The 21104-nt window shown below is 71.1% G+C and carries 16 protein-coding genes and 1 pseudogene; 10 read left to right on the top strand and 7 right to left on the bottom strand.

Annotated elements, in window-relative coordinates:
- Nucleotides 1-23: 23 nt before the first annotated feature.
- Complete coding sequence (locus tag P1P75_RS26055; RefSeq protein WP_319259520.1) at nucleotides 24-1298, top strand: MFS transporter; 1275 nt, start codon at nucleotides 24-26, stop codon at nucleotides 1296-1298.
- Between the two features lie 54 nt (nucleotides 1299-1352).
- Nucleotides 1353-1925 carry an RNA 2',3'-cyclic phosphodiesterase gene (gene thpR, locus P1P75_RS26050; RefSeq protein WP_319259519.1) on the top strand — a complete coding sequence of 191 codons (573 nt, stop codon included), beginning with the start codon at nucleotides 1353-1355 and terminating at the stop codon, nucleotides 1923-1925.
- 299 nt (nucleotides 1926-2224) lie between these two features.
- Here thpR and P1P75_RS26045 read toward each other — a convergent pair whose 3' ends face one another.
- From P1P75_RS26045 to P1P75_RS26035, 3 genes are all read right to left on the bottom strand, one after another.
- Nucleotides 2225-3217 (bottom strand): aldo/keto reductase, encoded by a 993-nt coding sequence (locus P1P75_RS26045; protein WP_319259516.1) that lies wholly within the window; start codon nucleotides 3215-3217, stop codon nucleotides 2225-2227.
- Between the two features lie 47 nt (nucleotides 3218-3264).
- Nucleotides 3265-3855 carry a Uma2 family endonuclease gene (locus tag P1P75_RS26040; RefSeq protein ID WP_319259514.1) on the bottom strand — a complete coding sequence of 197 codons (591 nt, stop codon included), beginning with the start codon at nucleotides 3853-3855 and terminating at the stop codon, nucleotides 3265-3267.
- 116 nt (nucleotides 3856-3971) lie between these two features.
- Nucleotides 3972-4646 carry a GDSL-type esterase/lipase family protein gene (locus P1P75_RS26035; protein WP_319259511.1) on the bottom strand — a complete coding sequence of 225 codons (675 nt, stop codon included), beginning with the start codon at nucleotides 4644-4646 and terminating at the stop codon, nucleotides 3972-3974.
- 89 nt (nucleotides 4647-4735) lie between these two features.
- Between P1P75_RS26035 and P1P75_RS26030 the strand changes: the two genes are divergently transcribed.
- The 3 genes from P1P75_RS26030 (at nucleotide 4736) to P1P75_RS26020 (ending at nucleotide 8505) form a co-directional block, all read left to right on the top strand.
- The gene (locus P1P75_RS26030) at nucleotides 4736-5713 is read left to right on the top strand and encodes a WD40 repeat domain-containing protein (RefSeq protein WP_319259508.1); all 978 of its coding nucleotides are present in this window, start codon (nucleotides 4736-4738) and stop codon (nucleotides 5711-5713) included.
- Nucleotides 5714-5896: 183 nt separating this feature from the next.
- Nucleotides 5897-6631 carry an alpha/beta hydrolase gene (locus P1P75_RS26025; protein WP_319259506.1) on the top strand — a complete coding sequence of 245 codons (735 nt, stop codon included), beginning with the start codon at nucleotides 5897-5899 and terminating at the stop codon, nucleotides 6629-6631.
- Between the two features lie 344 nt (nucleotides 6632-6975).
- Nucleotides 6976-8505, top strand: coding sequence for a cellulase family glycosylhydrolase (locus tag P1P75_RS26020; RefSeq protein ID WP_319259502.1), 1530 nt, complete (start codon nucleotides 6976-6978; stop codon nucleotides 8503-8505).
- Nucleotides 8506-8575: 70 nt separating this feature from the next.
- On the opposite strand, the pseudogene P1P75_RS26015 reads toward P1P75_RS26020, so the two are convergent.
- Nucleotides 8576-8917: pseudogene (locus P1P75_RS26015) on the bottom strand (hypothetical protein); the annotation flags it as partial.
- A 296-nt stretch (nucleotides 8918-9213) separates the two neighbouring features.
- Complete coding sequence (locus tag P1P75_RS26010) at nucleotides 9214-9645, bottom strand: ATP-binding protein (protein WP_319259499.1); 432 nt, start codon at nucleotides 9643-9645, stop codon at nucleotides 9214-9216.
- Nucleotides 9646-9820: 175 nt separating this feature from the next.
- Here P1P75_RS26010 and P1P75_RS26005 point away from each other — a divergent pair, with 175 nt between their 5' ends.
- Together P1P75_RS26005 and P1P75_RS26000 are read left to right on the top strand one after the other, a co-directional pair.
- Nucleotides 9821-10684 (top strand): helix-turn-helix transcriptional regulator, encoded by an 864-nt coding sequence (locus tag P1P75_RS26005; protein WP_319259496.1) that lies wholly within the window; start codon nucleotides 9821-9823, stop codon nucleotides 10682-10684.
- A 1-nt stretch (nucleotide 10685) separates the two neighbouring features.
- Nucleotides 10686-10865: a DUF397 domain-containing protein gene (locus tag P1P75_RS26000; protein ID WP_319259494.1), complete on the top strand. Its 180-nt coding sequence runs from the start codon at nucleotides 10686-10688 to the stop codon at nucleotides 10863-10865.
- Between the two features lie 68 nt (nucleotides 10866-10933).
- Here the strand turns inward: P1P75_RS26000 and P1P75_RS25995 are convergent, their stop codons facing one another.
- Together P1P75_RS25995 and serC are read right to left on the bottom strand one after the other, a co-directional pair.
- The gene (locus tag P1P75_RS25995; RefSeq protein WP_319259492.1) at nucleotides 10934-13945 is read right to left on the bottom strand and encodes a S53 family peptidase; all 3012 of its coding nucleotides are present in this window, start codon (nucleotides 13943-13945) and stop codon (nucleotides 10934-10936) included.
- A 471-nt stretch (nucleotides 13946-14416) separates the two neighbouring features.
- Nucleotides 14417-15535: a phosphoserine transaminase gene (gene serC, locus P1P75_RS25990; protein ID WP_319259489.1), complete on the bottom strand. Its 1119-nt coding sequence runs from the start codon at nucleotides 15533-15535 to the stop codon at nucleotides 14417-14419.
- A gap of 139 nt (nucleotides 15536-15674) precedes the next feature.
- Between serC and P1P75_RS25985 the strand changes: the two genes are divergently transcribed.
- From P1P75_RS25985 to P1P75_RS25975, 3 genes are all read left to right on the top strand, one after another.
- Nucleotides 15675-18608 (top strand): FAD-binding and (Fe-S)-binding domain-containing protein, encoded by a 2934-nt coding sequence (locus P1P75_RS25985; protein ID WP_319259486.1) that lies wholly within the window; start codon nucleotides 15675-15677, stop codon nucleotides 18606-18608.
- Nucleotides 18609-18718: 110 nt separating this feature from the next.
- Nucleotides 18719-19843, top strand: a complete 1125-nt coding sequence (locus P1P75_RS25980; RefSeq protein WP_319259484.1) for a peptidoglycan bridge formation glycyltransferase FemA/FemB family protein — start codon at nucleotides 18719-18721, stop codon at nucleotides 19841-19843.
- A gap of 226 nt (nucleotides 19844-20069) precedes the next feature.
- Entirely contained in the window at nucleotides 20070-21014 is a 945-nt protein-coding gene (locus P1P75_RS25975) for an EamA family transporter (RefSeq protein WP_319259481.1), read from the top strand.
- Nucleotides 21015-21104: the final 90 nt, after the last annotated feature.

The following is a 21104-nucleotide window of genomic DNA, read 5'->3' as shown; positions in this document are numbered from 1 at the left end:
CCGGGGGAACCCGCAGGTCCTCGATGTTCAGCTCGCTCAGGATCAGGAACTACCGCCTGTTCTTCGCCGGCCAGGTCGTCTCCAACGTCGGCACCTGGATGCAGCGCATCGCCCAGGACTGGCTCGTGCTCAGCCTCACCGGCTCCGCGACCGCCGTCGGCATCACGACGGCCCTCCAGTTCCTGCCGATGCTCCTCTTCGGCCTCTACGGCGGCGTCCTCGTCGACCGCCTGCCCAAGCGCCGCATCCTCCTCTTCACCCAGGTGGCCATGGCCGCCACCGGGATCGTGCTCGCGCTGCTCACCCTCTCCGGCCGCGTCGAGGTCTGGCACGTCTACGTCGCCGCCTTCGCCGTCGGACTCGCGACCGTCCTGGACAACCCGGCCCGCCAGTCCTTCGTCTCCGAGATGGTCGGCCCGGACCAGCTCCAGAACGCGGTCAGCCTCAACTCCGCCAACTTCCAGTCCGCGCGCCTCGTCGGCCCCGCCGTCGCCGGCCTGATGATCACAGGCGTCGGCACCGGCTGGGCGTTCCTCGCCAACGGCCTCTCCTTCGTCGCGCCCATCGCCGGACTGCTGCTGATGCGCGGCCGCGAACTGCACGCCGACCAGCGCGCCCCGCGCGGCAAGGGCCAGCTGCGGGAGGGCCTGCACTACGTCGCCGGGCGCCCGGACCTGATCTGGCCGATCGTCCTGGTCGGCTTCATCGGCACCTTCGGCTTCAACTTCCCCGTCTACCTCACCGCCTTCGCCGACGACGTCTTCCACGCGGGCGCGGGCTCCTACAGCCTCTTCAACACCCTGATGGCCGTCGGCTCCCTGGTCGGCGCACTCCTCGCCGCCCGCCGCGGAACCTCCCGGATGCGGGTGCTGATCGCGGCGGCCGTGGCGTTCGGCCTGATGGAGCTGGCCGCCGCCGCGGCCCCCTCCCTCTGGCTGTTCGCGCTGTTCATGGTGCCGATCGGCATGTTCGGCATGACGGTCAACGTCACCGCCAACACCACCATCCAGATGGGCACCGACCCGGCCATGCGCGGCCGCGTCATGGCCCTTTACATGATGGTCTTCCTCGGCGGCTCCCCGGTCGGCGCACCCATCGCCGGCTGGATCACCGACGTCTACGGCGTCCGGGCGGGCCTCGCGGCGGGCGGCGCGGTCTCCGCGCTCGCGGCGGCGGTCATCGGCCTGGTCCTGGCCCGCGTCGGCGGCCTGCGCCTCACGGTCGGCTGGCGGCACGGCCACCCGACCCTGCGGTTCGTACCGAAGGAGCGGCTCAAGGACCTGGCACCTGTGGCGTGACGTGGCTGGTACGCGACGCCGCCCGGCGCTGGTGACGCGAGGCACACTGGCCCCATGAGACTCTTCGCCGCCGTGCTGCCACCGCAGGACGTCACCAGCGAACTCGCCGCCGAGGTCGCCGCGTTGAAGAAGCTGCCCGGCGCGGACCGGCTCCGCTGGACCGGCCGCCCCGGCTGGCACTTCACCCTCGCCTTCTACGGCGAGGTCGACGAGGAGGCCGTACCGGAACTGTCGGCACGGCTGGAGCGGGCCGCCCGGCGCACCGCACCCTTCGCACTGGCGCTGCGCGGCGGCGGGCAGTTCGGGCACGGGCGGGCCCTGTGGACCGGGGCCGCGGGCGGGGTGGCGGAACTGCGGCTGCTCGCCGACCGGGCGGAGGCCGCGGGCCGCAAGGCGGGCGTGGACCTGGGGGAGCACCGCCGCTACAAGGCGCACCTGACGGTGGCCCGCAGCCGCGAGGCCCTCGACCCCCACCCGTACGTCGACTCGCTGCACGCCTTCGCCGGCCGCGAGTGGACCGTACGGGAGCTGACGCTCGTGCGCAGCGACCTGCCGAGGTCCGGGGTGGCGGGGGAGCAGCCGCACTATGTGCCGGTCGGCCGCTGGGCGCTCGGCGGGGCCGGTTAGGCTCGAAGGGTGGACCCGAAGACCCGGAACCGGATCATGGCCGGTGCGCTCGTATTGATGTTCGTGTTGGTCGCGGTGGCGGCGGCGCTCGGAAGGTGACCGACCGCCGCAGCCCACCGCTGCCGTAGACCTGCCTACCTACCTACCTGCCCGCCTGCGCCGCACCGGAAGGCGGGGGCCAGGCTTGATGGCGGCGACCAGGCTCTGCGGAGCCGGCGAGTGGCCCAGAGCCGCCAGTCCTCGGACGGGCCGAGGCCGCCCGCCCGGCCGCCGCCGTACGCTCCTGCCGACGGGCCCGCCTACCAGGCGAAGGCCTCCGGGGACGGACCCGGGCCCGGGAACACCTCGTCGAGCCCGGCCAGCAGCTCCTCGCTCAGCTCCAGCTCGACCGCCCGCACGGCGGACACGAGCTGCTCCGCCGTGCGCGGGCCCACGATCGGTCCGGTCACGCCGGGCCGGGTCAGCAGCCAGGCCAGCGCGACCTCGCCGGGCTCCAGACCGTGCTTCTCCAGCAGGTCCTCGTACGCCTGGATCTGTGCGCGCGAGGTGGGGTTCGCGAGGGTGTCGGCGGCCCGGCCGCTCGCCCGGCGCCCGCCCTCGACCTCCTTCTTGATGACCCCGCCCAGCAGCCCGCCGTGCAACGGCGACCAGGGGATCACCCCGAGGCCGTACTCCTGCGCGGCCGGGATGACCTCCATCTCGGCTCGCCGCTCGGCCAGGTTGTAGAGGCACTGCTCGCTGACGAGGCCGATGGTGCCGCCGCGCCGGGCGGCGATCTCGTTGGCCTGGGCGATCTTGTAGCCGGGGAAGTTGCTGGACCCGACGTAGAGGATCTTGCCCTGCTGCACGAGCACGTCGATGGCCTGCCAGATCTCCTCGAAGGGAGTGTTCCGGTCGACGTGGTGGAACTGGTAGACGTCGATGTGGTCGGTCCGGAGCCGCTTCAGCGACGCGTCCACAGAGCGCCGGATGTTCAGCGCGGAGAGCTTGTCGTGGTTGGGCCAGGCCTCGTCGGTGGCGGCCATGTTCGCGTACATCTTGGTGGCGAGCACGACCTTGTCGCGGCGCTCGCCGCCCTGCGCGAACCAGTTCCCGATGATCTCCTCGGTACGGCCCTTGTTCTCACCCCAGCCGTACACGTTCGCGGTGTCGAAGAAGTTGATCTCCGCGTCCAGCGCCGCGTCCATGATGGTGTGGCTGGTGGCTTCGTCTGTCTGCGGTCCGAAGTTCATGGTCCCGAGGACCAGTCGGCTGACCTTGAGTCCGGTGCGTCCGAGCTGCGTGTACTTCATGGGCACAAGCCAACGACTTCGAGTGCGCTCGACGCAAGGGCGGACGGTCAGTCGCGGGGGAACGTGTCGGTGGCGAGGACGAGGTCGACGACGGTTCCCGTCAGATCGACGGCACCGCCGAAGTCGACCCTCGTGCTCGTGACGTAGTGACCGTCCTTGGGATCGGTGTAGACGTAGCAACGGCCCTGGTAGGGGTCCGCGACGAGATAGACGGGGACATCCGCGGTCGCGTAGGCGGTCTTCTTCGGGCCGTAGTCGTTGGTGGCGGTGCCCTGGGAGATGACCTCGGCGACGAACTCGACGTCCTCGTGACGCCAGCGGCCCTCGTCGTCCTTCTCGGCGGAGTCGCGGAGCTTGGCCACGTCCGGGCAGAAGCCGTTCTCGTGGCCGGGGAAGTCGATGCGGACGTCCGAGAAGACCCTGACATCCACCCCGAACCTGTCCTCGACGGCTCGTACGATCCGGCGGATGATCCCCCAGTGCGTGTCCCGCTGCGGTGTCATGAAGACGCTGCCCCCGACGATCTCGACCCTGAATCCTTCGGGGACGGGCATCTGCTCCAGCAGCTCGAACAACTCGTCCAGGTGCCGGGTGTTCGCGTCGTCGGCCATGGCGATCCTGTCGTCTACGACGGTCATCGTGGCGCTCCTCCCCGGCTGCCCTCACTCAGGTACAGCCGCGCGGTACAACGATACGCACGGTGACCAGGGCATGGGGTGGTGCGTATGCCACAAGGCGGACGCGGGCGTGTGCCTCAGCCCCCGTACGGCCCGCCCAGTCCCCACCCCTGGTGCAGCGCCTCCGCGAAGGCCCCGGCCAGTTGGTGTTCGCCCTTCGCGTTCGGGTGGGTGCCGTCGTAGGTGTCGGTGCCGATGTCCCAGGTCTCCGGGACCGAGGCGAGGAGGAGGGGGGAGGGCGGTGCGTTCAGGTCGGCGGCGGTCTTCGCCAGGAGTTCGTTGAAGTGGGCCACCTGGGTGCCGAAGGGTGCGTCGGTGGTGGCGCGGATGTTGGGGATCACCGGCAGGAGGACCATGCCGATCCGGGGGTTCGCCGCCCGTGCCTGTTCCACGAAGGCGCGTACGTTGCACGCGGTCTGTTCGGCGTTGGTGTAGAAGCCGAGGTCGATGAGGCCGAGGGAGACGAGCAGGATGTCCGCCCGGCAGTCGCGGACCGCGTCCTCGATGAGCGGCGCCATGTGCAGCCAGCCCTCGCCCCAGCCGGCCAGGTGGTGCCGGGGGAAGTCGGGATCGGCGTACGCATGCGAGGTGGGGGCGTCCACGGCCTTGTCGTACAGCGTCTCGCGGGGGCCGACCAGGGTGACCGGGCCGCCGTACGTCGCGCACAGGTGCCGCCACATGCGGTGACGCCAGGTGAGTTCGCCCGAGCTGCCGATCGTCATCGAGTCGCCGACGGGCATGATCCTGAGCATCCGATCATCATGAGGGATCGGAACGGCGCATGGGATGTGAGCCGGGCCACGAGCCCGGAACAGGTGTGCGGGATGGCAGTCTTGGGGGCATGCGCCGACCGTTCGCCCTCCTTGCCGGGGCCCTGCTCGTGGGTGCGCTCGCCGCGCCCGTCTCCGCCGCCGACGGCGACAAGAGCTTCACGATCGAGGACCCGAGGATCACCGAGTCGAGCGGTCTGGCGGCCTCCCGCCAGCACCCCGGCATCTACTGGACGCACAACGACAGCGACGACGGCCCCTACCTCTACGCCGTCGACGGCTCCACCGGGAAGACCGTCGCCCGCCTCACCCTCACCGGCATCGGCACCCCGCGCGACGTCGAGGCGATCTCCATCGGCCCCGGCAACCGGATCTACGTCGGTGACATCGGCGACAACCTCGGCGGCACCTGGCCGTACGTGTGGATCTACGAGCTGCCCGAGCCGAAGGAGCTGAAGAACGCGACCGTGCGCGCCACGCAGTACGTCGTCACGTACTCCGACGGCCCGCGCGACGCCGAGTCGATGCTGGTCCACCCGAAGACGGGGCGCGTGTACATCATCGACAAGAAGGAGGACGGCGGCCACCTGTACGAGGCTCCGGCCAAGCTGTCCGCCTCCGGAAAGAACGTCTTGCGGCCCGTCGCCCCCATCGAGCTGTGGGCCACCGACGCGGCCCTCTCCCCGGACGGCGAAAGCCTCGCCGTACGCGGCTACTTCGGCGGCATCGACTACGACTGGAACGGCGGCGCCCCCAAACGGCTGGGCCGCCTCGACGTGCCGTTGCAACGCCAGGGCGAGTCCGTCACCTTCTCCGCCGACGGCTCGAAGCTGATGTACGGCACGGAGGGCGCCGGGAGCGAGGTGCAGGCGGAGGACGCGCCGGGGGGCGAGGCGGCAGACAACTCGCCGTCCGGCAGCGGCAGTTCGGCGGGCGCCGACGGGGGTGGGGGCACCGGGATGAGCGGGAACGTCAAGGTGGGCGCGGTCGCGGTGGCTGCCGTCCTGCTGGCCCTGTTCGGCCTCGGCCGGCTGCGGCGGAGGCGTTGAGCCTGTGGCGAAAGTCAGTGGCGGGCCACGGTGACCGCTGCTACGTTTTTGGAGGCCGTGCGACAGAACGAGGAGGTGGTACCCGTGAACGCAGAATCGACATGGGTGCTCCCCTCCGGGGTCACGGTCGGGCGATAGGTCGTCCGGGAGTGCCGTTCCAGTGCACTTCCGAAAGGCACGACCATGCATTTCCCGCGATTCACAGCCGAACAGCGCCTCGACGACGGCGTCCTCGAGCGCGAATTCACCCTCGGCGAGATTCCCGGCACCCTGTGGACGCCTGAATCCGCCGCACCGGCCCCGCTGATCCTGATGGCCCACAACAACGGCCTGCCCAAGGCCGATCCCCGGCTGGTGGCCCGGGCCCGGTACACCGCGGCGCGCGGTTACGCGGTCGCCACCATCGACGCCGCCGGGTGCGGCGAGCGGCCCCGTTCCGCCGCCGACGAGCAGGTCCGCGCCGAACTCCGCCGGGCGATGCGGGCCGGCGAGCCGGTCGACGAGATCTTCGAGTCCTTCATCGGCCCGCTGGTCGAAAACGCGGTCCCGGAATGGCGGGCCACCCTGGACGCCCTCCTCGAACTGCCCGAGATCGGCGGCCCGGTCGGGTACTCCGGAGGGTGGACCGCCCTCGGCATCCGCCTCGCGGTGGTCGAACCGCGCATCGTGGCCGCAGGCTTCTTCGCCGGGGGGTACGTGCCCCGTGCCCAGCGCGAGGAGGCCCGGCAGGTCACCATTCCGCTGCTGTTCCTGCTGCAGTGGGACGACGAAGGGAACCCCCGGCAACGGGCCCTGGACCTGTTCGACGCCTTCGGCAGCAAGGAGAAGACGCTGCACGCCAATCAGGGAGGACACACCGGCACCCCGTGGTTCGAGCTGGAGGACGGGTGCCGGTTCCTGGACCGACACCTGAAGTAGACGCTGTCGGCCTACGGGCCCGGCGGCCGCCGTTGGCTTCGCTCGGCGGCCGCTGACCGGCTTTGCTCGGCGGCCGCTGACCGGCTCTGCTCGGCGGCCGTCGATCGGCGGATACGGGCCGGCGATCCGCCGGTTCCACGGCGTGTCGCCGGCCCAGGTCTGCCAATTGCTGGGCCTCCAGCCCCCTCCACCCCTTCGTCTCCATCCCGCCCTCACGGATTCCTCGTGCACCAGCTCACGTCAGCCATCTTGACGTGTTCATGTGATCCCTCTTCCATGGGAGGCGCGGTGGTGGGAGCGCTCCCACTCGTTCCGGCCCGCGCCCCCCGAGAGGAAGCAGCGACATGTTCCGCACCTTGCGCAGAGCGCTGTGCGCGGCCGCCGCCGCACTCCTGCTACCGCTGATCCCCCTGGCCTCGGCCCCGCCGGCCCACGCGGCGGACGCCGTGGGAGCGGGCTACTGGCACACCAGCGGACGCCAGATCCTGGACGCGGCCGGACAGCCGGTCCGCGTCGCCGGCATCAACTGGTTCGGCTTCGAGACCTCCAACAAAGTCCTCCACGGCCTTTGGTCCCGCGACTACAAGAGCATGATCGACCAGATCGGAGCGACGGGTTACAACACCCTCCGCCTCCCCTTCAGCGACGACATCCTCAAGCCCGGCGCCGTCCCCGACAGCATCGACTTCTCCTCCGGGAAGAACGCCGACCTGCAAGGCCTCACCTCGCTCCAGGTCCTGGACAAGATCGTCGGCTACGCCGGCCAGCGCGGCATCAAAGTCATCCTGGACCGGCACCGCCCGGACGGTGCGGGACAGTCGGCGCTCTGGTACACCTCGGCGGTCCCCGAGTCGACGTGGATCGCCAACCTCAGGTCCCTGGCGGGCCGTTACGCCGGCAACCCCACCGTCGTGGGCATCGACCTGCACAACGAGCCGCACGACCCGGCCTGCTGGGGCTGCGGTGACACGGCCCGGGACTGGCGGCTCGCGGCCCAGCGCGCCGGGAACGCCGTCCTCTCCGTCAACCCCGACCTGCTGATCTTCGTGGAGGGCGTGCAGACCTTCAACGGGGTCTCCGGCTGGTGGGGCGGCAACCTGATGGGCGTCGCCCAGTACCCGGTGCAGCTCGACGTGGCGAACCGGGTCGTCTACTCCGCCCACGACTACGCGACCAGCGTGGCCCAGCAGAGCTGGTTCAGCGACCCCGCGTTCCCCGCGAACATGCCCGGCATCTGGGACAGGTACTGGGGCTACATCTTCAAGCAGAACATCGCCCCCGTGTGGGTGGGCGAGTTCGGCACGACACTCCAGTCGACGGTGGACCAGAAGTGGCTGGCAGCGCTGGTGGACTACCTGCGGCCCACGTCGACCTACGGCGCGGACTCCTTCCACTGGACCTTCTGGTCCTGGAACCCCAACTCCGGTGACACCGGCGGCATCCTCAAGGACGACTGGCAGACCGTGGACACGGTGAAGGACGGCTACCTGACGAGCGTCAAGGCGCCGGGCTTCGCGAGCGGGGGCGGGGGGCCGGGCGGTCCCGGTGACCCGGGTGGCCCCGGCGGTGGCACGGCCGCCTGCGCCGCGTCCTACACGGTCAGCAGCGACTGGGGCGGCGGCTTCAACGCCGACGTCAAGGTCACCAACACCGGTACGACGGCCCTCAGCTCCTGGAAGGTGACCTGGACCTGGCCCGGCACCCAGAAGGTCAGCAGCATGTGGAACGCGACCCACACCCAGACCGGATCGACGGTCACCGCGACGAACGCGGCCCACAACGGGGCGCTGGCGGCGGGCGGTTCGGCGAGCTTCGGCTTCGGCGGGACGCCGGGCGGCGGGGGCGTACCGGCGGTGAGTTGCACGGCGGCGTGAGCGGTGCGGCTTGGGGCGGGGGTGTCCGGTGGCGGCCGGGCGCCCCCGCCTCGCCGCTCGTCCCTATGACGGCAAGGGGGCACGGGAGTCCGGGTCGGTCGCGGTTCGGCAAGCAGGTCACGAGGGCGAGGGAGACGTAGGAGGGGCGTTCGAGGTAGAAGCCCAGCGTCACGTCCGCGCCCGTGCGCAGCCGCTCGGCGGCGGAGGTGACATGGCGGTCCAGTTGACCGGCATCGCGCCGCACCTCCGACGAGAACCGGGGAGCCAACTCGGCCAGCCGCTCCCCGAGCCATGTCGCCGCGTCCTTCGCCTCGTCCCAGGTGCCGCGCACCAGTGCATGAGGCTTGACGAGCCAGTACGCCGTTTCCAAGGGGGGCAGGTCGCCGCCGTCTACGGCTCCGACGCTCAGCAGGTGATCGCGCGGGTGCGCCGGAGCGTCAAGGTCTGAGGACGTACGGCCGCACCACGTCGTCGTCCGTCGACCACGAGGGTGACCGAGGCCGAGCCGTCGCCTCCCAGCAGTCCTCCCGGCACGGGAACGGCAGCCGGTGGCCGACGGCACGGGAGCGCCTGGCCCAGCGACGCCAGCGGGCGTCGTGGGGGTCCGGCAGCCGCCATACGTAGGGGTCGGGTGTCCGGACCTCCCTCGCGAGGTCGGCCATCGGCGGTTCCGGGGCCCGGGGTTGGCCGAACAGGCGGGAGACCGTGTCATAAAGCAGCCGGAACATGGGACCTCTCCGCTGCGTCGGCCACCACCGGCAGGAACCGGGCCCACACGCACTTCGTGTACGGCTCCTGCCGGCATCCCCAGGCATCGGCCAGCGCCGCGACCAGGGCGAGTCCGCGTCCGCGTTCCTCGTCCGGGTCGGAGTGGTGGAGCCGGGGGAGCCGGTTCCGGTCGGGGTCCGAGACCTCCAGGACCAACTCGGTCCCGTGAAGGGTGAGTGTGACCTGGACCTGGGCGTCGGAGACCCGGCAGTGGGTCACGGCGTTGGTGACGAGTTCGTTGGCCAGGAGGACGACCGAGTCGGCGAGTTGGGCGGTGACGCCCCAGCCGACGAGGGCTTTGCGTACGCGCTGGCGCGCGTCGGGGACGTGCCGTCTGTGCTTGGGGATGCGGAAGGTTTCGGTTGCGGGCATGGGGGTGCCGTCCCTCCTGACGTGTCGTCAAGACGCTGATGGAAAACGCCGGACTTTCATGAGGCTAGAGGTGCAGGAGGAGGATCAACAACTGATTCAGGTGCATACATGCTGTTGGATATATGTTCGGTCGAGTCATGCTCTACAGTTTGGCTGCGACAGAGAGGGGGCCGGGATGCCCGTGGGTGGACGACCGACCGTGCGCAGCAGGCGACTTGGTGCCGCGCTCAAGACGTACCGGCTGGCGGCGAAGATGGATCAGGTCCAAGCCGCCGAGGTGATCGCGGCGCACCAGACCAGGGTCAGCCGCATAGAGACAGGGCACGTGTCCGCCCGGCCCCTCGAAATCCGGGCCATGCTGGATGCGTACGGGGTGCGCGATCTCGAAGTCCGGCAGAAGCTGGAGGAGTTGTCCCGGCAGTCGAAGCGCAGGGGCTGGTGGTTGGAGCACGCGGCACACCTGCGGCCGGACTACCTGGACCACATCGCGTTGGAGGACGACGCGACGTATATCCGGCAGTGGCAGCCCGCCTTGGTGCCAGGCCTGTTGCAGACTCCGACCTACGCGGAAGCGGTCATTGCGGCGGGGCCTGGCTATGTGGCCCCCGAGGTGCTTGAGCAGTTGGTGAAGGTCCGGGAGGGGCGCCAGGCCAAGATCGGGGAAGGTGGGGCGTCGTACACGGCCATCTTGTGGGAGGCGGTCATCACGCAGCCGTTGGTGCACTTCGACATCCACCGGCAGCAACTGACCGCGATCCTCGAAATCGGTGAGAGGAAGAACGTCACGGTGCAGGTACTGCCGTTCAGTGCCGGAGCACTGGCAGCTACGACCTCCGCGTTTTCCTCGTTCAGCTTCGACTCCGAGCCGGTCGTCGAGGCAGTGACCCTGGAGAATCTGAGAGGCACGTCGGTCCTTGAAGCCCCGGAAGACCTCACGGCTTACGCCAATATGTATGACCTACTACGATCGGCAGCGTTGGCGCCGGATGCCAGCGCGAGGTTGATCCGGGATGTATGGCGAAACATGAAGGAAGAGTGACGTGACCGAGGTTGTGGGCAGCTTTCGGAAGTCGTCGTACTCCGGACAACAGGGCGACTGTGTAGAGGTCGCCGACACAACCGACGACGGCCGCGCCGTCCGCGACAGCAAGCGGCAGGACGGTCCGCTGATCGGCGTCTCCCGTCAGTCCTGGCAGGCGTTCCTGCGGCAGTTCGCGTAGGGAGACGACTGCGGCATGCGTGAGGGCCCGGTGGCCGCAACGGACACCGGGCCCTCACACATCACGTACTACAGGTAGTAGCCGAACAGGTCGGCGATCACATGCACACTTCCGCCGTTGGGGCGGAAGTCGATCTTTCCGTTCACCACCGGCACCGTCACCAGGTTGGCCACGGTCTGTCCCTTGGTCCAGTTGAGGTTGGACGCGTTGGGCAGGGTGGTTCCGTCGGGCCAGACGGTCAGGAAGCCGTTGGCCGTCGGGGCGGTGGCGGTGACGTTCAGGACGACGGCCTTGGCGTTGGCCAGGGTGTGTCCGTCGAGCAGGCTGAGCACCAGGTTGGTGCCACCGAGCACCGGCTTGGCCGCCGCCGTGCCGAGGGCGTACCGGGTGTCGAGCAGCCGGCTCGGGCCCGCCGTGTGGAAGGACGAGCCGTCCGTCGTCGGCGTGTAGTAGCCGAAGACGTCCGCGATGAAGTGCACGGTGCCGGTACCGGCGTTGTACAGGTTGACCTTGCCGTCCGCGCCGATCGGCAGGACGACCTGGTTCGGCCGGGTCTGGCCGGTCAGCCAGTTGATGTTCGACGCGGTCGGGCGGGTCGCCCCGTTCGGGTACGCGATCAGGTGACCGGTCGACGTCGCGGCGGTCGCCGTGACGTTGAGGACGACGGCGGTGGCCCCCGTCGCCGGCACCCCGCCGACGCCCGCGACCTTCAGGGACACGGTCCCCTTGCCCGCGACCGGCGTCCTCGTGGTCACGCCGATGGCGCCGCGGGTGTCCAGGACACGGGCCGGACCCTTCGGCAGATAGGTGCTGCCGCCCGCCTCGGTGGAGTAGTAGCCGGAGACGTCCGCGATGAAGTGGGTCGTACCGCCACCCGCGTTGTACAGGTCGACCGAACCGTCCTTGCCGACCGGAACGGTCACCAGGTTCGGCACGATCTGGCCCTTGAGCCAGTTCATGTTCGACGACGTCGGACGGGTCGTACCGCTCGGGTAGGCGATCAGGAAGCCCGGCCCGGACGGCGAGGCCGCCGTGACGTTGATGACGACCGCCGTGACACCGGTGGCCGGCACCCCGCCGACGCCCGCGACCTTCAGCTTGACCGTGCCGTTGACGGCGACCGGGGAGGTGCCGGCGCGGCCGATGCCGTAGCGGGTGTCGAGGACACGGGCCGGGGTCAGCGCGTTGAACGTGGAGGCCGGGGAGCGCGGTACGGCCGCGCAGAGGCCCTTGACGATCTCCTTGCCGTTCGGCGTGCCGAGTCCGGTCGCGAGGTCGTAGCCCGCGCCCGCCTTGTACAGGCCGCTGAAGTTGCCGGAGTCCGTCAGGTTGTTGTGACCGGTGGTCACGTCACGGAACGCGGTGGCCGGCAGCTTGTACAGCGCCGGGTTGGCGTAGCCGACCGTGCCGTTGGCCTGGCAGGACAGGTCCTGGTCGGCCTGCGCGAAGAGCGCTGCCCACGCCGGGGCGGCGCCGCTGGTGCCGCCGATGATGTTCCAGTACTGGCTGCCCGAGGTGTCGTGACCGAAGGCGACCGGGTAGCCGGTGGCCGGGTCGGCGACGCCGGAGACGTCCGGGACCTGACGGCAGACCTGGCTGGAGTCCGGCACGCAGACGTCGGTGTAACCGGCGCCTGTCCGCCCGTTCTGGTAGCCGTTCGCCGGCAGGGTGTACCGCGAGGAGACACCGCCGCCGGAACCGACCCAGGTGGTCTGGTTGGTGACCGCGGTCCTCATCGTGGTACCGCCGACGCTGACGACGTACGGCGAGGCGGACGGGAAGTCCGTGGCCAGCGTCGAGGCGTTCGGCGTGTTCTCGCCCGGGTAGTAGCAGCCGGTGGAGCCGCTGTCACCGGACGCCACGACGACCGTCTGGCCCTGGGCCGCGGCCTGCTGGAAGAGCAGGTTCTGGGCGTCCATGACGTCGGCCGGGGTGTTCAGCTCGCACAGACCCCAGCTGACCGAGACGACCTTGGCGCGGTTCTCGGTGACGATCTTCCGGTAGGTCGCCGTGCCCTCGGTCCAGGAGTTGACGCCCTGGTAGACGAGGATCTTCGACTGCGGGGCGAGACCGATGATGGTCTGGACGTCGAGCGCGGTCTCCAGGCCGACACCGGTGTCGATGTCGGAGGGCTCGCTCGGACCGCCGTTGACCCGCACCGAGCTGACCGGGACCTTCGTCCCGTGGCAGCTCTGGTAGCTGTTCATGTCGCGGAGGTCGTAGTTCTCCAGCGAGTAGATGGCGATCGTGGTGCCGCTCTGCACGTTCGCCTGGTCCGCCATGTTGTAGGCGGCGGCGAGCGACCTTGCGCTCCAGTAGTCGGTCTTGTCGTACGCCGCCGGCCAGCCGCCGGAGGTGTCCGCGTACAGGTCGCGGATGCCGGCGCACATCGTCGGCGTGGTTCCGGTCAGCCGGGCCGAGGGCCCGTCGACGCTGGTGGCCGCGGCCTTGCGCGCGCCGCTGGCCCGGGTGCCGGTGTGCTTGGGCCGGTACGAGCCCAGCGTGCTGAGCCCGACGACGGCGCGAACCGCACCCGCCGTCGTCCCGCTGAACTGCGGGGCGCGGGTGTTGACGAGACCGGTGTCGCCGTCCTTCAGCTTGTACCCGTCGAAGTCGGTGGCGAAGGCGTCGCCGGCGCCCGCGACGGTCGTGGTCACCGGCAGGGTGAGCCCGTCCGGCTCCAGCTCACCGACGGTGAGCCCCTTCTTCTCCAGCTCGCCCTTGACCTGTTCGACGGTCTGCGGCAGCGCGCCGAAGGCACTCGCGAACTCGCCGGTACCGAGGTACTTGCGGTAGTTCGGCGACTTCGGATCGGACACCTCGGCGACGAACCGACTGAGCGCCGCCGCATCACGCGGCTCCAGCACGACACTCAGACTGAGCGCTTCGCTCCCCGCCGGATCAGCGGTCCGCACGGCCCCCGCCGGCACCTTCGGCGCCGCCCCGACCCGCTTCGGCGCGGGCTCACTCGCGGTCTGCGCCGCGTACGACATCGGTGTCACGGTCCCCACGACGGCCACGGCGGCGACCGCCACCGCACTCCACCGCAGCGCCGGCCTACGGGCGTTTCTTCGGCCCATGCAGGCTTCCTCCCCAATTCACGTTTGCCGTCGCCCGAAGACGTGCGGGCGGACGAGACGCGGCGGAAGGAAGAAGAGTCGGCAAACCTGGAAGAGCCCCCCGGCGGCGTCACCGCTCCTGCACAGGTGAACGACAGTCAGAACAAGAGTTCTATCAGTTGTGAAAACCCTTCACAAAAGGTGAGGTTCGGATTTTTACCGGACCGTGATCACCACGGCCCTGCGAACCCCGTCGGCTGATGTCGTACACGGCCTGCGAGGTCGGGCGAGCCGTGCCCAACTGCCTCGACGTGGGCCTGTCTTGCTGAACGGCCCCCCAAGGGCCGGGCCGTGGGAGGCCGCGGTGCCGAGGCCTGCCACGATGTCCGCCGGACCGATCAGGCGGGGCCGGCGCGGTGTACGACAGCGAGGGGCGCCCGGTGTGACTCACACCGGGCGCCCCTCCATGTCGTACGGGAGGTACTGGAGCTGCTACAGCTGCTCGATGACGTAGTCGACGCACTTCGTCAGTGCCTCGACGTCCGCCGGGTCGATCGCCGGGAACATGGCGACGCGGAGCTGGTTGCGGCCGAGCTTGCGGTAGGGCTCGGTGTCGACGATGCCGTTGGCACGCAGGACCTTGGCGACGGCCGCCGCGTCCACCTCGTCGGTGAAGTCGATCGTGCCGATGACCTGGGAGCGCTTGGCCGGGTCGGTGACGAACGGGGTCGCGTGCTTGCTCTCCTCGGCCCAGCCGTAGAGGCGGGTCGAGGAGTCCTTCGTGCGGGCCGTGGACCAGGCCAGGCCGCCCTGGCCATTGATCCACTCCAGCTGCTGGTTCAGCAGGAAGAGAGTGGAGAGGGCCGGCGTGTTGTACGTCTGGTTCTTGCGCGAGTTGTCGATCGCCGTCGGGAGCGAGAAGAACTCCGGGATGTGGCGGCCGGACGCGTGGACGCGCTCCGCGCGCTCGATCGCGGCCGGGGAGAACACGCCGATCCACAGGCCGCCGTCGGAGGCGAAGGACTTCTGCGGGGCGAAGTAGTAGACGTCCGTCTCGGCGATGTCCACCGGCAGGCCGCCGGCGCCCGACGTCGCGTCCACCAGGACCAGCGAGCCCTCGTCGGCACCCGCGACCCGCTTGACCGGGGCCGCGACACCGGTCGACGTCTCGTTGTGCGTGAAGGCGTACACGTCGACGCCCGCCTCGGCGCGCGGGTCGGGGTGCGTCCCCGGGTCGGAGGCGATGACCGTCGGCTCCGCCAGCCACGGCGCCAGCTTGGCCGCCTTGGCGAACTTGGAGCTGAACTCGCCGAAGTTGAGGTGCTGCGACTTGTTCTCGATCAGGCCGTGCGTCGCGATGTCCCAGAAGGCGGTGGAGCCGCCGTTGCCGAGGACCACCTCGTAGCCCTCGGGGAGCTGGAACAGCTGGGAGATGCCCTCGCGCACCTGGCCGACCAGGTTCTTGACCGGGGCCTGTCGGTGGGAGGTGCCGAGCAGCGACGTGCCGGTGGCGGCCAAGGCGTCCAGCGCCTCCACCCGCACCTTGGAGGGGCCAGCGCCGAATCGACCGTCGGCGGGCTTGATGTCAGCAGGAATCCGGATCTCAGCCACGAGGCGAGCGTATCCGGTGGAGAAACGTGCTCGAAACGTCGTCCGTCCGATGAGACGCCCGAGACGCCATATGGCGGGGGCCGCGGGGGCGGGCAGGCGTCCCGTGCCGGGCGGCCGCAGGAGCTGGTTTGCTGGACCCATGCCGGATCTCGAAGCCGAACTGCGCAAGGCCGTCCGGGGTGATGTCGGCTTCGACGTGACCTCGCGGGCCCTCGTCACCATGGACGCGTCCAACTACCGGCGGGTCCCCGTGGGGGTGGTCGCCCCTCGGGACGCCGAGGACGTGGCGGCCGTACTGGAGGTGTGCCGGGCGCACGGGGTGCCGGTCGTGGCGCGGGGCGGGGGGACGTCGATCGCGGGGCAGGCCACCGGAACGGGTGTCGTCCTGGACTTCACCCGGTACATGAACCGGCTGGTCGCACTGGACGCCGATGCCCGCACGGCCGTCGTGCAGCCGGGGCTGGTGCTCGACCGGCTCCAGGAGGCCGCCGCCCCCCACGGGCTCCGCTTCGGGCCCGATCCCTCCACGCACAGCCGCTGCACGCTCGGCGGGATGATCGGCAACAACTCCTGCGGTTCGCACTCGGTCGCCTGGGGCACGACGGCGGACAGCGTGCGCGAGCTGGACGTCCTCACCGCGCGCGGGCAGCGGCTGCGGCTCGGCCAGGGGTTCGCCGGCGCGCCCGACGGGCTTCGGGCGCTGGCGGAGGGTGAGCTGGCGCGGCTGCGCACCGGGTTTCCCGAGCTGCCCCGCCGTATCTCCGGATACGCGCTGGACGCCCTGCTGCCGGAGAAGGGCGCCGACGTCGCCCGGTCGTTCTGCGGCTCGGAGGGCACCCTCGGCGTGCTGACGGAGGCGCTGGTCTCTCTCGTCGAGGCGCCACGCGCGCGGGCGCTCGCCGTGCTCGGCTACGCCGACGAGGGCGCCGCCGCCGAATCGGCCGCCGGATTGCTGCCGTACGGGCCGCTGACGGTCGAGGGCATGGCCGCCGACCTGGTGCGTTCGGAGGCAGGGCTGCCGCGCGGCGGCGCATGGCTGTTCGTGGAGACGGGCGGGGAGTCGGCCGGTGAGGCACGCGCGCGTGCGGAGACGATCGTGCGGGCCGCCGACGTCGTCGACGCGCGCGTGGTGACGGACGGCGCCGCGCAGCGCACCCTGTGGCGCATCCGGGAGGACGCCAGCGGTACGGCCACCCGGATGCCGGACGGCACGGAGGCCTGGCCCGGCTGGGAGGACTGCGCGGTGCCGCCCGCCCGGCTCGGCGCGTACCTGCGCGAGTTCCGCGCCCTGCTGACCGCGCACGGCCTGCGCGGCGCGCCGTACGGGCACTTCGGCGACGGCTGCATCCACGTCCGTATCGACTTCGACCTGCTCACCGAGGCGGGCGTCGGCCGCTTCCGCCGCTTCTCGGAGGAACAGGCCGACCTGGTCGTCGCGCACGGCGGCTCGCTGTCCGGGGAGCACGGCGACGGCCAGGCCCGCGCCGAACTCCTGCCCCGGATGTACGGCGAGGAGACGGTCGCCCTCTTCGGACGGGCGAAAGCCGTCTGGGACCCCGACGACCTCCTCAACCCCGGCATGCTGGTCCGCCCCGCCCCCCTCGACTCCGGCCTGCGTTTCGCCGTCCTGCCCCGCGAACCCGTCGACGTGGCCTTCGGCTACCCCGGCGACGGCGGCGACTTCACCGCCGCCGTCCGCCGCTGCGTCGGCGTCGCCAAATGCCGTACGACGACGGCGTCAGGGCCCGCCGTCATGTGCCCCTCCTACCGGGCCACGGGCGAGGAACGGCACTCCACGCGCGGGCGCGCCCGCCTGCTGCACGAGATGCTCGCCGGAGAGGTCGTCACCGACGGCTGGCGGTCGGAGGAGGTGCGGGAGGCGCTCGACCTCTGCCTCTCCTGCAAGGGCTGCCGCTCGGACTGCCCCGTCGAGGTCGACATGGCCACGTACAAGGCGGAGTTCCTCCACCACCACTACGCGGGCCGCCGCCGCCCGGCCGCCCACTACAGCATGGGCCGCCTGCCGGTCTGGCTGCGCTGGGTGAGCCGTACGCGCACGGCACCGCTCGTCAACGCGCTGGCGGGGGTGGGGCCGCTGGCGTGGGTCGCGAAACGGGTGGGCGGGATCGCCGTGGAGCGGGACATCCCGCGGCCGGCCGGGGAGACGTTCAGCCGGTGGTGGCGGGGGAGGCGGCAGCCGGAAGACGGCTCCCGCCGTCTCGTCGTCCTGTGGCCCGACACCTTCACCGAGCACCTCGCGCCCTCCGTCGGGCGGGCGGCCGTACGGGTGCTGGAGGCCGCCGGGCTGCGGGTGGCGCTGCCGCCGACCCTGCGGATGCGGGGGCGGCCGGTCGGCGACGGGCGCTCCAGGAGCGCGGCGGCCCTGCTGACGGCCCGGCGCGGGCGGGTCTGCTGCGGGCTGACGTACGTCTCCACCGGGCAGCTCGACCACGCGCGCGTGGTGCTGCGCCGCACCCTCGACCTCATGGAACCCGTGCTGGACACGGACGCCCCGGTCGTCGTGCTGGAGCCGAGCTGCGCCGCCGCCCTGCGCAGCGACCTGCCCGAGCTGCTGCACGACGACCCGCGCGCGGCCCGTCTCGCCGCCCGCGTCCTCACCTTCGCCGAGACCCTGGAACGGCACGCCCCCGGCTGGCGCCCGCCCCGGCTCGACCGCCCCGCCGTCGGCCAGACCCACTGCCACCAGCACGCCGTCCTCGGCGACACGGCCGACCGTCGGCTGCGCGAGGCCGCAGGGCTCGACGGCGAACTGACCGGCGGCTGCTGCGGCCTCGCGGGCAACTTCGGTTTCGAGAAGGGCCACTTCGAGGTGTCGGTGACCTGCGCGGAGGAACAGCTCCTGCCGTCGGTACGGGCCGCCGGGCCGTCCGCGGTGGTCCTCGCGGACGGCTTCTCCTGCCGGACCCAGCTCGAACAACTGGCGGGCGTACGCGGGCGGCACCTCGCGGAGGTGCTGGCGGAGGGGCTGGACGAGGTGCTGGACGAGGGGCTGGACGAGGGGCTGCGGGAGCGGCCGGAGGACCGGCCGGAGGACCCGCCGGAGGAGCGGTGACACGGCGGGTCGGACACGCGGGCGCCCGAGGCGTTCGGTCCTCGGGACGGCCGTGGGTGACTTCTACCCTGGCCGGACCGTCGTTCCGCCATTCGAAGGAGCCCCGCCCTATGAGCCTGCGTGTCCAGACGATCACCCGTGACGAGCATCTGGCGTTCGTCGCCGGCCGTCCCTCCGTCAGCCATATGCAGATCCCCGCGTGGGGGGACGTGAAGCCGGACTGGCGGGCGGAGAGCCTCGGGTGGTTCGACGAGCGGGGGGATCTCGTGGGGGCAGGGCTGGTGCTGCTGCGGCCGCTGCCGAAGCTGAAGCGGTACCTGGCCTATCTGCCCGAGGGGCCGGTCGTCGACTGGTTCGCGGCGGATCTCGTCGAGCGCTGGCTGAAGCCGATGCTCGCCCACCTCAAGGCGCGCGGCGCGTTCTCGGTGAAGATGGGCCCGCCCGTCGTCGTACGCCGCTGGAGTGCCGACGCCGTGAAGGCCGCGATCGCCGATCCGGGCGCCCGGCGGCTGGGGGACGCCGAGCCCACCTCCACCGAACCGCCCGCCCTCGACGTCGCCGAACGGCTGCGCGGCGCCGGCTGGCGGCAGGCCGAGCCGGGCGGCGAGGACGGCTTCGCGGCGGGACAGCCGCGGTACGTCTTCCAGGTGCCGTACGCCGGGCGGTCGCTGGAGGAGATCCAGGGCGGCCTCAACCAGCAGTGGCGGCGCAACATCAAGAAGGCCGAGAAGGCGGGCGTCAAGGTCGTCCGCGGCGACCAGGAGGACCTGGCGGCGTTCTACGGTCTGTACGTCGAGACCGCCGAACGGGACCGTTTCATTCCGCGGCCCCTGGCCTACTTCCGGCGCATGTGGACCGCGCTCAACGCCGAACATCCCGACCGGATGCGGCTCTACCTCGCCCACCACGACGGCGAGATCCTCGCCGCGGCCACCATGCTCACCGTCGGTGAGCACGTCTGGTACTCCTACGGCGCCTCCACCAGTCGCCGACGCGAGGTCCAGCCCAACAACGCCATGCAGTGGCGCATGATGTCCGACGCCCACGCCCTCGGCGCCGCCGTCTACGACCTGCGCGGGATCACCGACACCCTGGAGGACGGCAACCACCTCCTCGGCCTCCTCCGCTTCAAGGTCGGCACGGGCGGCCAGGCCGCGGAGTACCTCGGGGAGTGGGACTTCCCGCTGAACCGGGTGCTCCATCGGGCGCTCGATCTGTACATGGCGCGCCGCTGAGGCCGCACATGGCGTGCCGCCGAGGTCGTCGTACATGGCGTGCCGCTGGGGCCGTACGTGGCGTGCCGCCGAGGCCGACGGGCGGGCTCCGCGCCACCTGACTGCGCCGGTCAGTGGCGAATTCGCTTCACACACCTGACGTAGTCCATTACCCTGGACTGCGCAGTACATCGTGATGCACGCCACGCCTTGCCGGCGCGGAGCCCACCGAACCCCTGGACCGCCCGTGAGCACCCCCGAGACCACCGCGCCGACCCGGCAGCCCGTCACCTCCACCGGCGCGGCTGCCACGGCCTCCGCCCCCGCCCGATGGGGCGCCCTCGGTCCCGTCGGGCTGGTGCTCGCCGGAGGGGTGTCCGTCCAGTTCGGCGGCGCGCTCGCGGTGACCCTGATGCCCCGCGCGGGCGCGCTGGGCGTCGTGGCGCTGCGGCTGCTGGTCGCGGCCGTCGTCCTGCTCGTCGTCTGCCGGCCCAAGGTGCGCGGATACTCCCGCGCCGACTGGGGCACCGTCGTCGTCTTCGGCGTCACCATGGCCGCGATGAACGGCCTCTTCTACCAGTCCGTCGACCGCATCCCCCTGGGTACGGCGGTCACGCTGGAGGTCCTCGGCCCGCTCGCCCTCTCCGTCCTCGTCTCACGGCGCGCCGTGAACCTCGTGTGGGCCGGGCTCGCGCTCGCCGGCGTGTTCCTGCTCGGCGGCGGGGTCGGCGACCTCGACCCGCTGGGCGCCGCGTTCGCGCTGACGGCGGGCGTGATGTGGGCGGCGTACATCGTCTTCAGTGGCCGTACGGGACGCCGGTTCCCGCAGGCGGACGGGCTCGCGCTGGCGATGGCGGTGGGCGCGGTGCTGTTCCTGCCGCTGGGCATCGTCGAGTCGGGCACCAAGCTCCTCGACCCGGTGACGCTGGGCCTCGGCGCGGCGGTGGCGGTCCTGTCCTCGGTCCTGCCCTACACCCTCGAACTCCTCGCCCTGCGCCGCCTGCCCGCCCCCACCTTCGCGATCATGATGAGCCTCGAACCGGCCATCGCGGCGGCGGCCGGCTTCCTCATCCTCGACCAGACCCTGTCCACCACGGAAGCGGCGGCGATCGCCCTGGTCATCGCGGCCAGCATGGGCGCGGTACGGACCCAGGTGGGGCGCCGGGCGAGCGCCGCGGTCCCGGAGGCGTGAGGGTCCCTCCCTTTCCCTTTTAAACAACCCCCGACCCCACGAAAAAGCAAAAAAACCGGTATGCGTCTTGCGGTGGAAAAAAAAAAAAGA

The sequence above is a fragment of the Streptomyces sp. ID05-39B genome, assembly GCF_033794725.1.
Classification (GTDB): domain Bacteria; phylum Actinomycetota; class Actinomycetes; order Streptomycetales; family Streptomycetaceae; genus Streptomyces; species Streptomyces bobili.
This window is presented reverse-complemented; position numbering and strand designations above follow the sequence as displayed.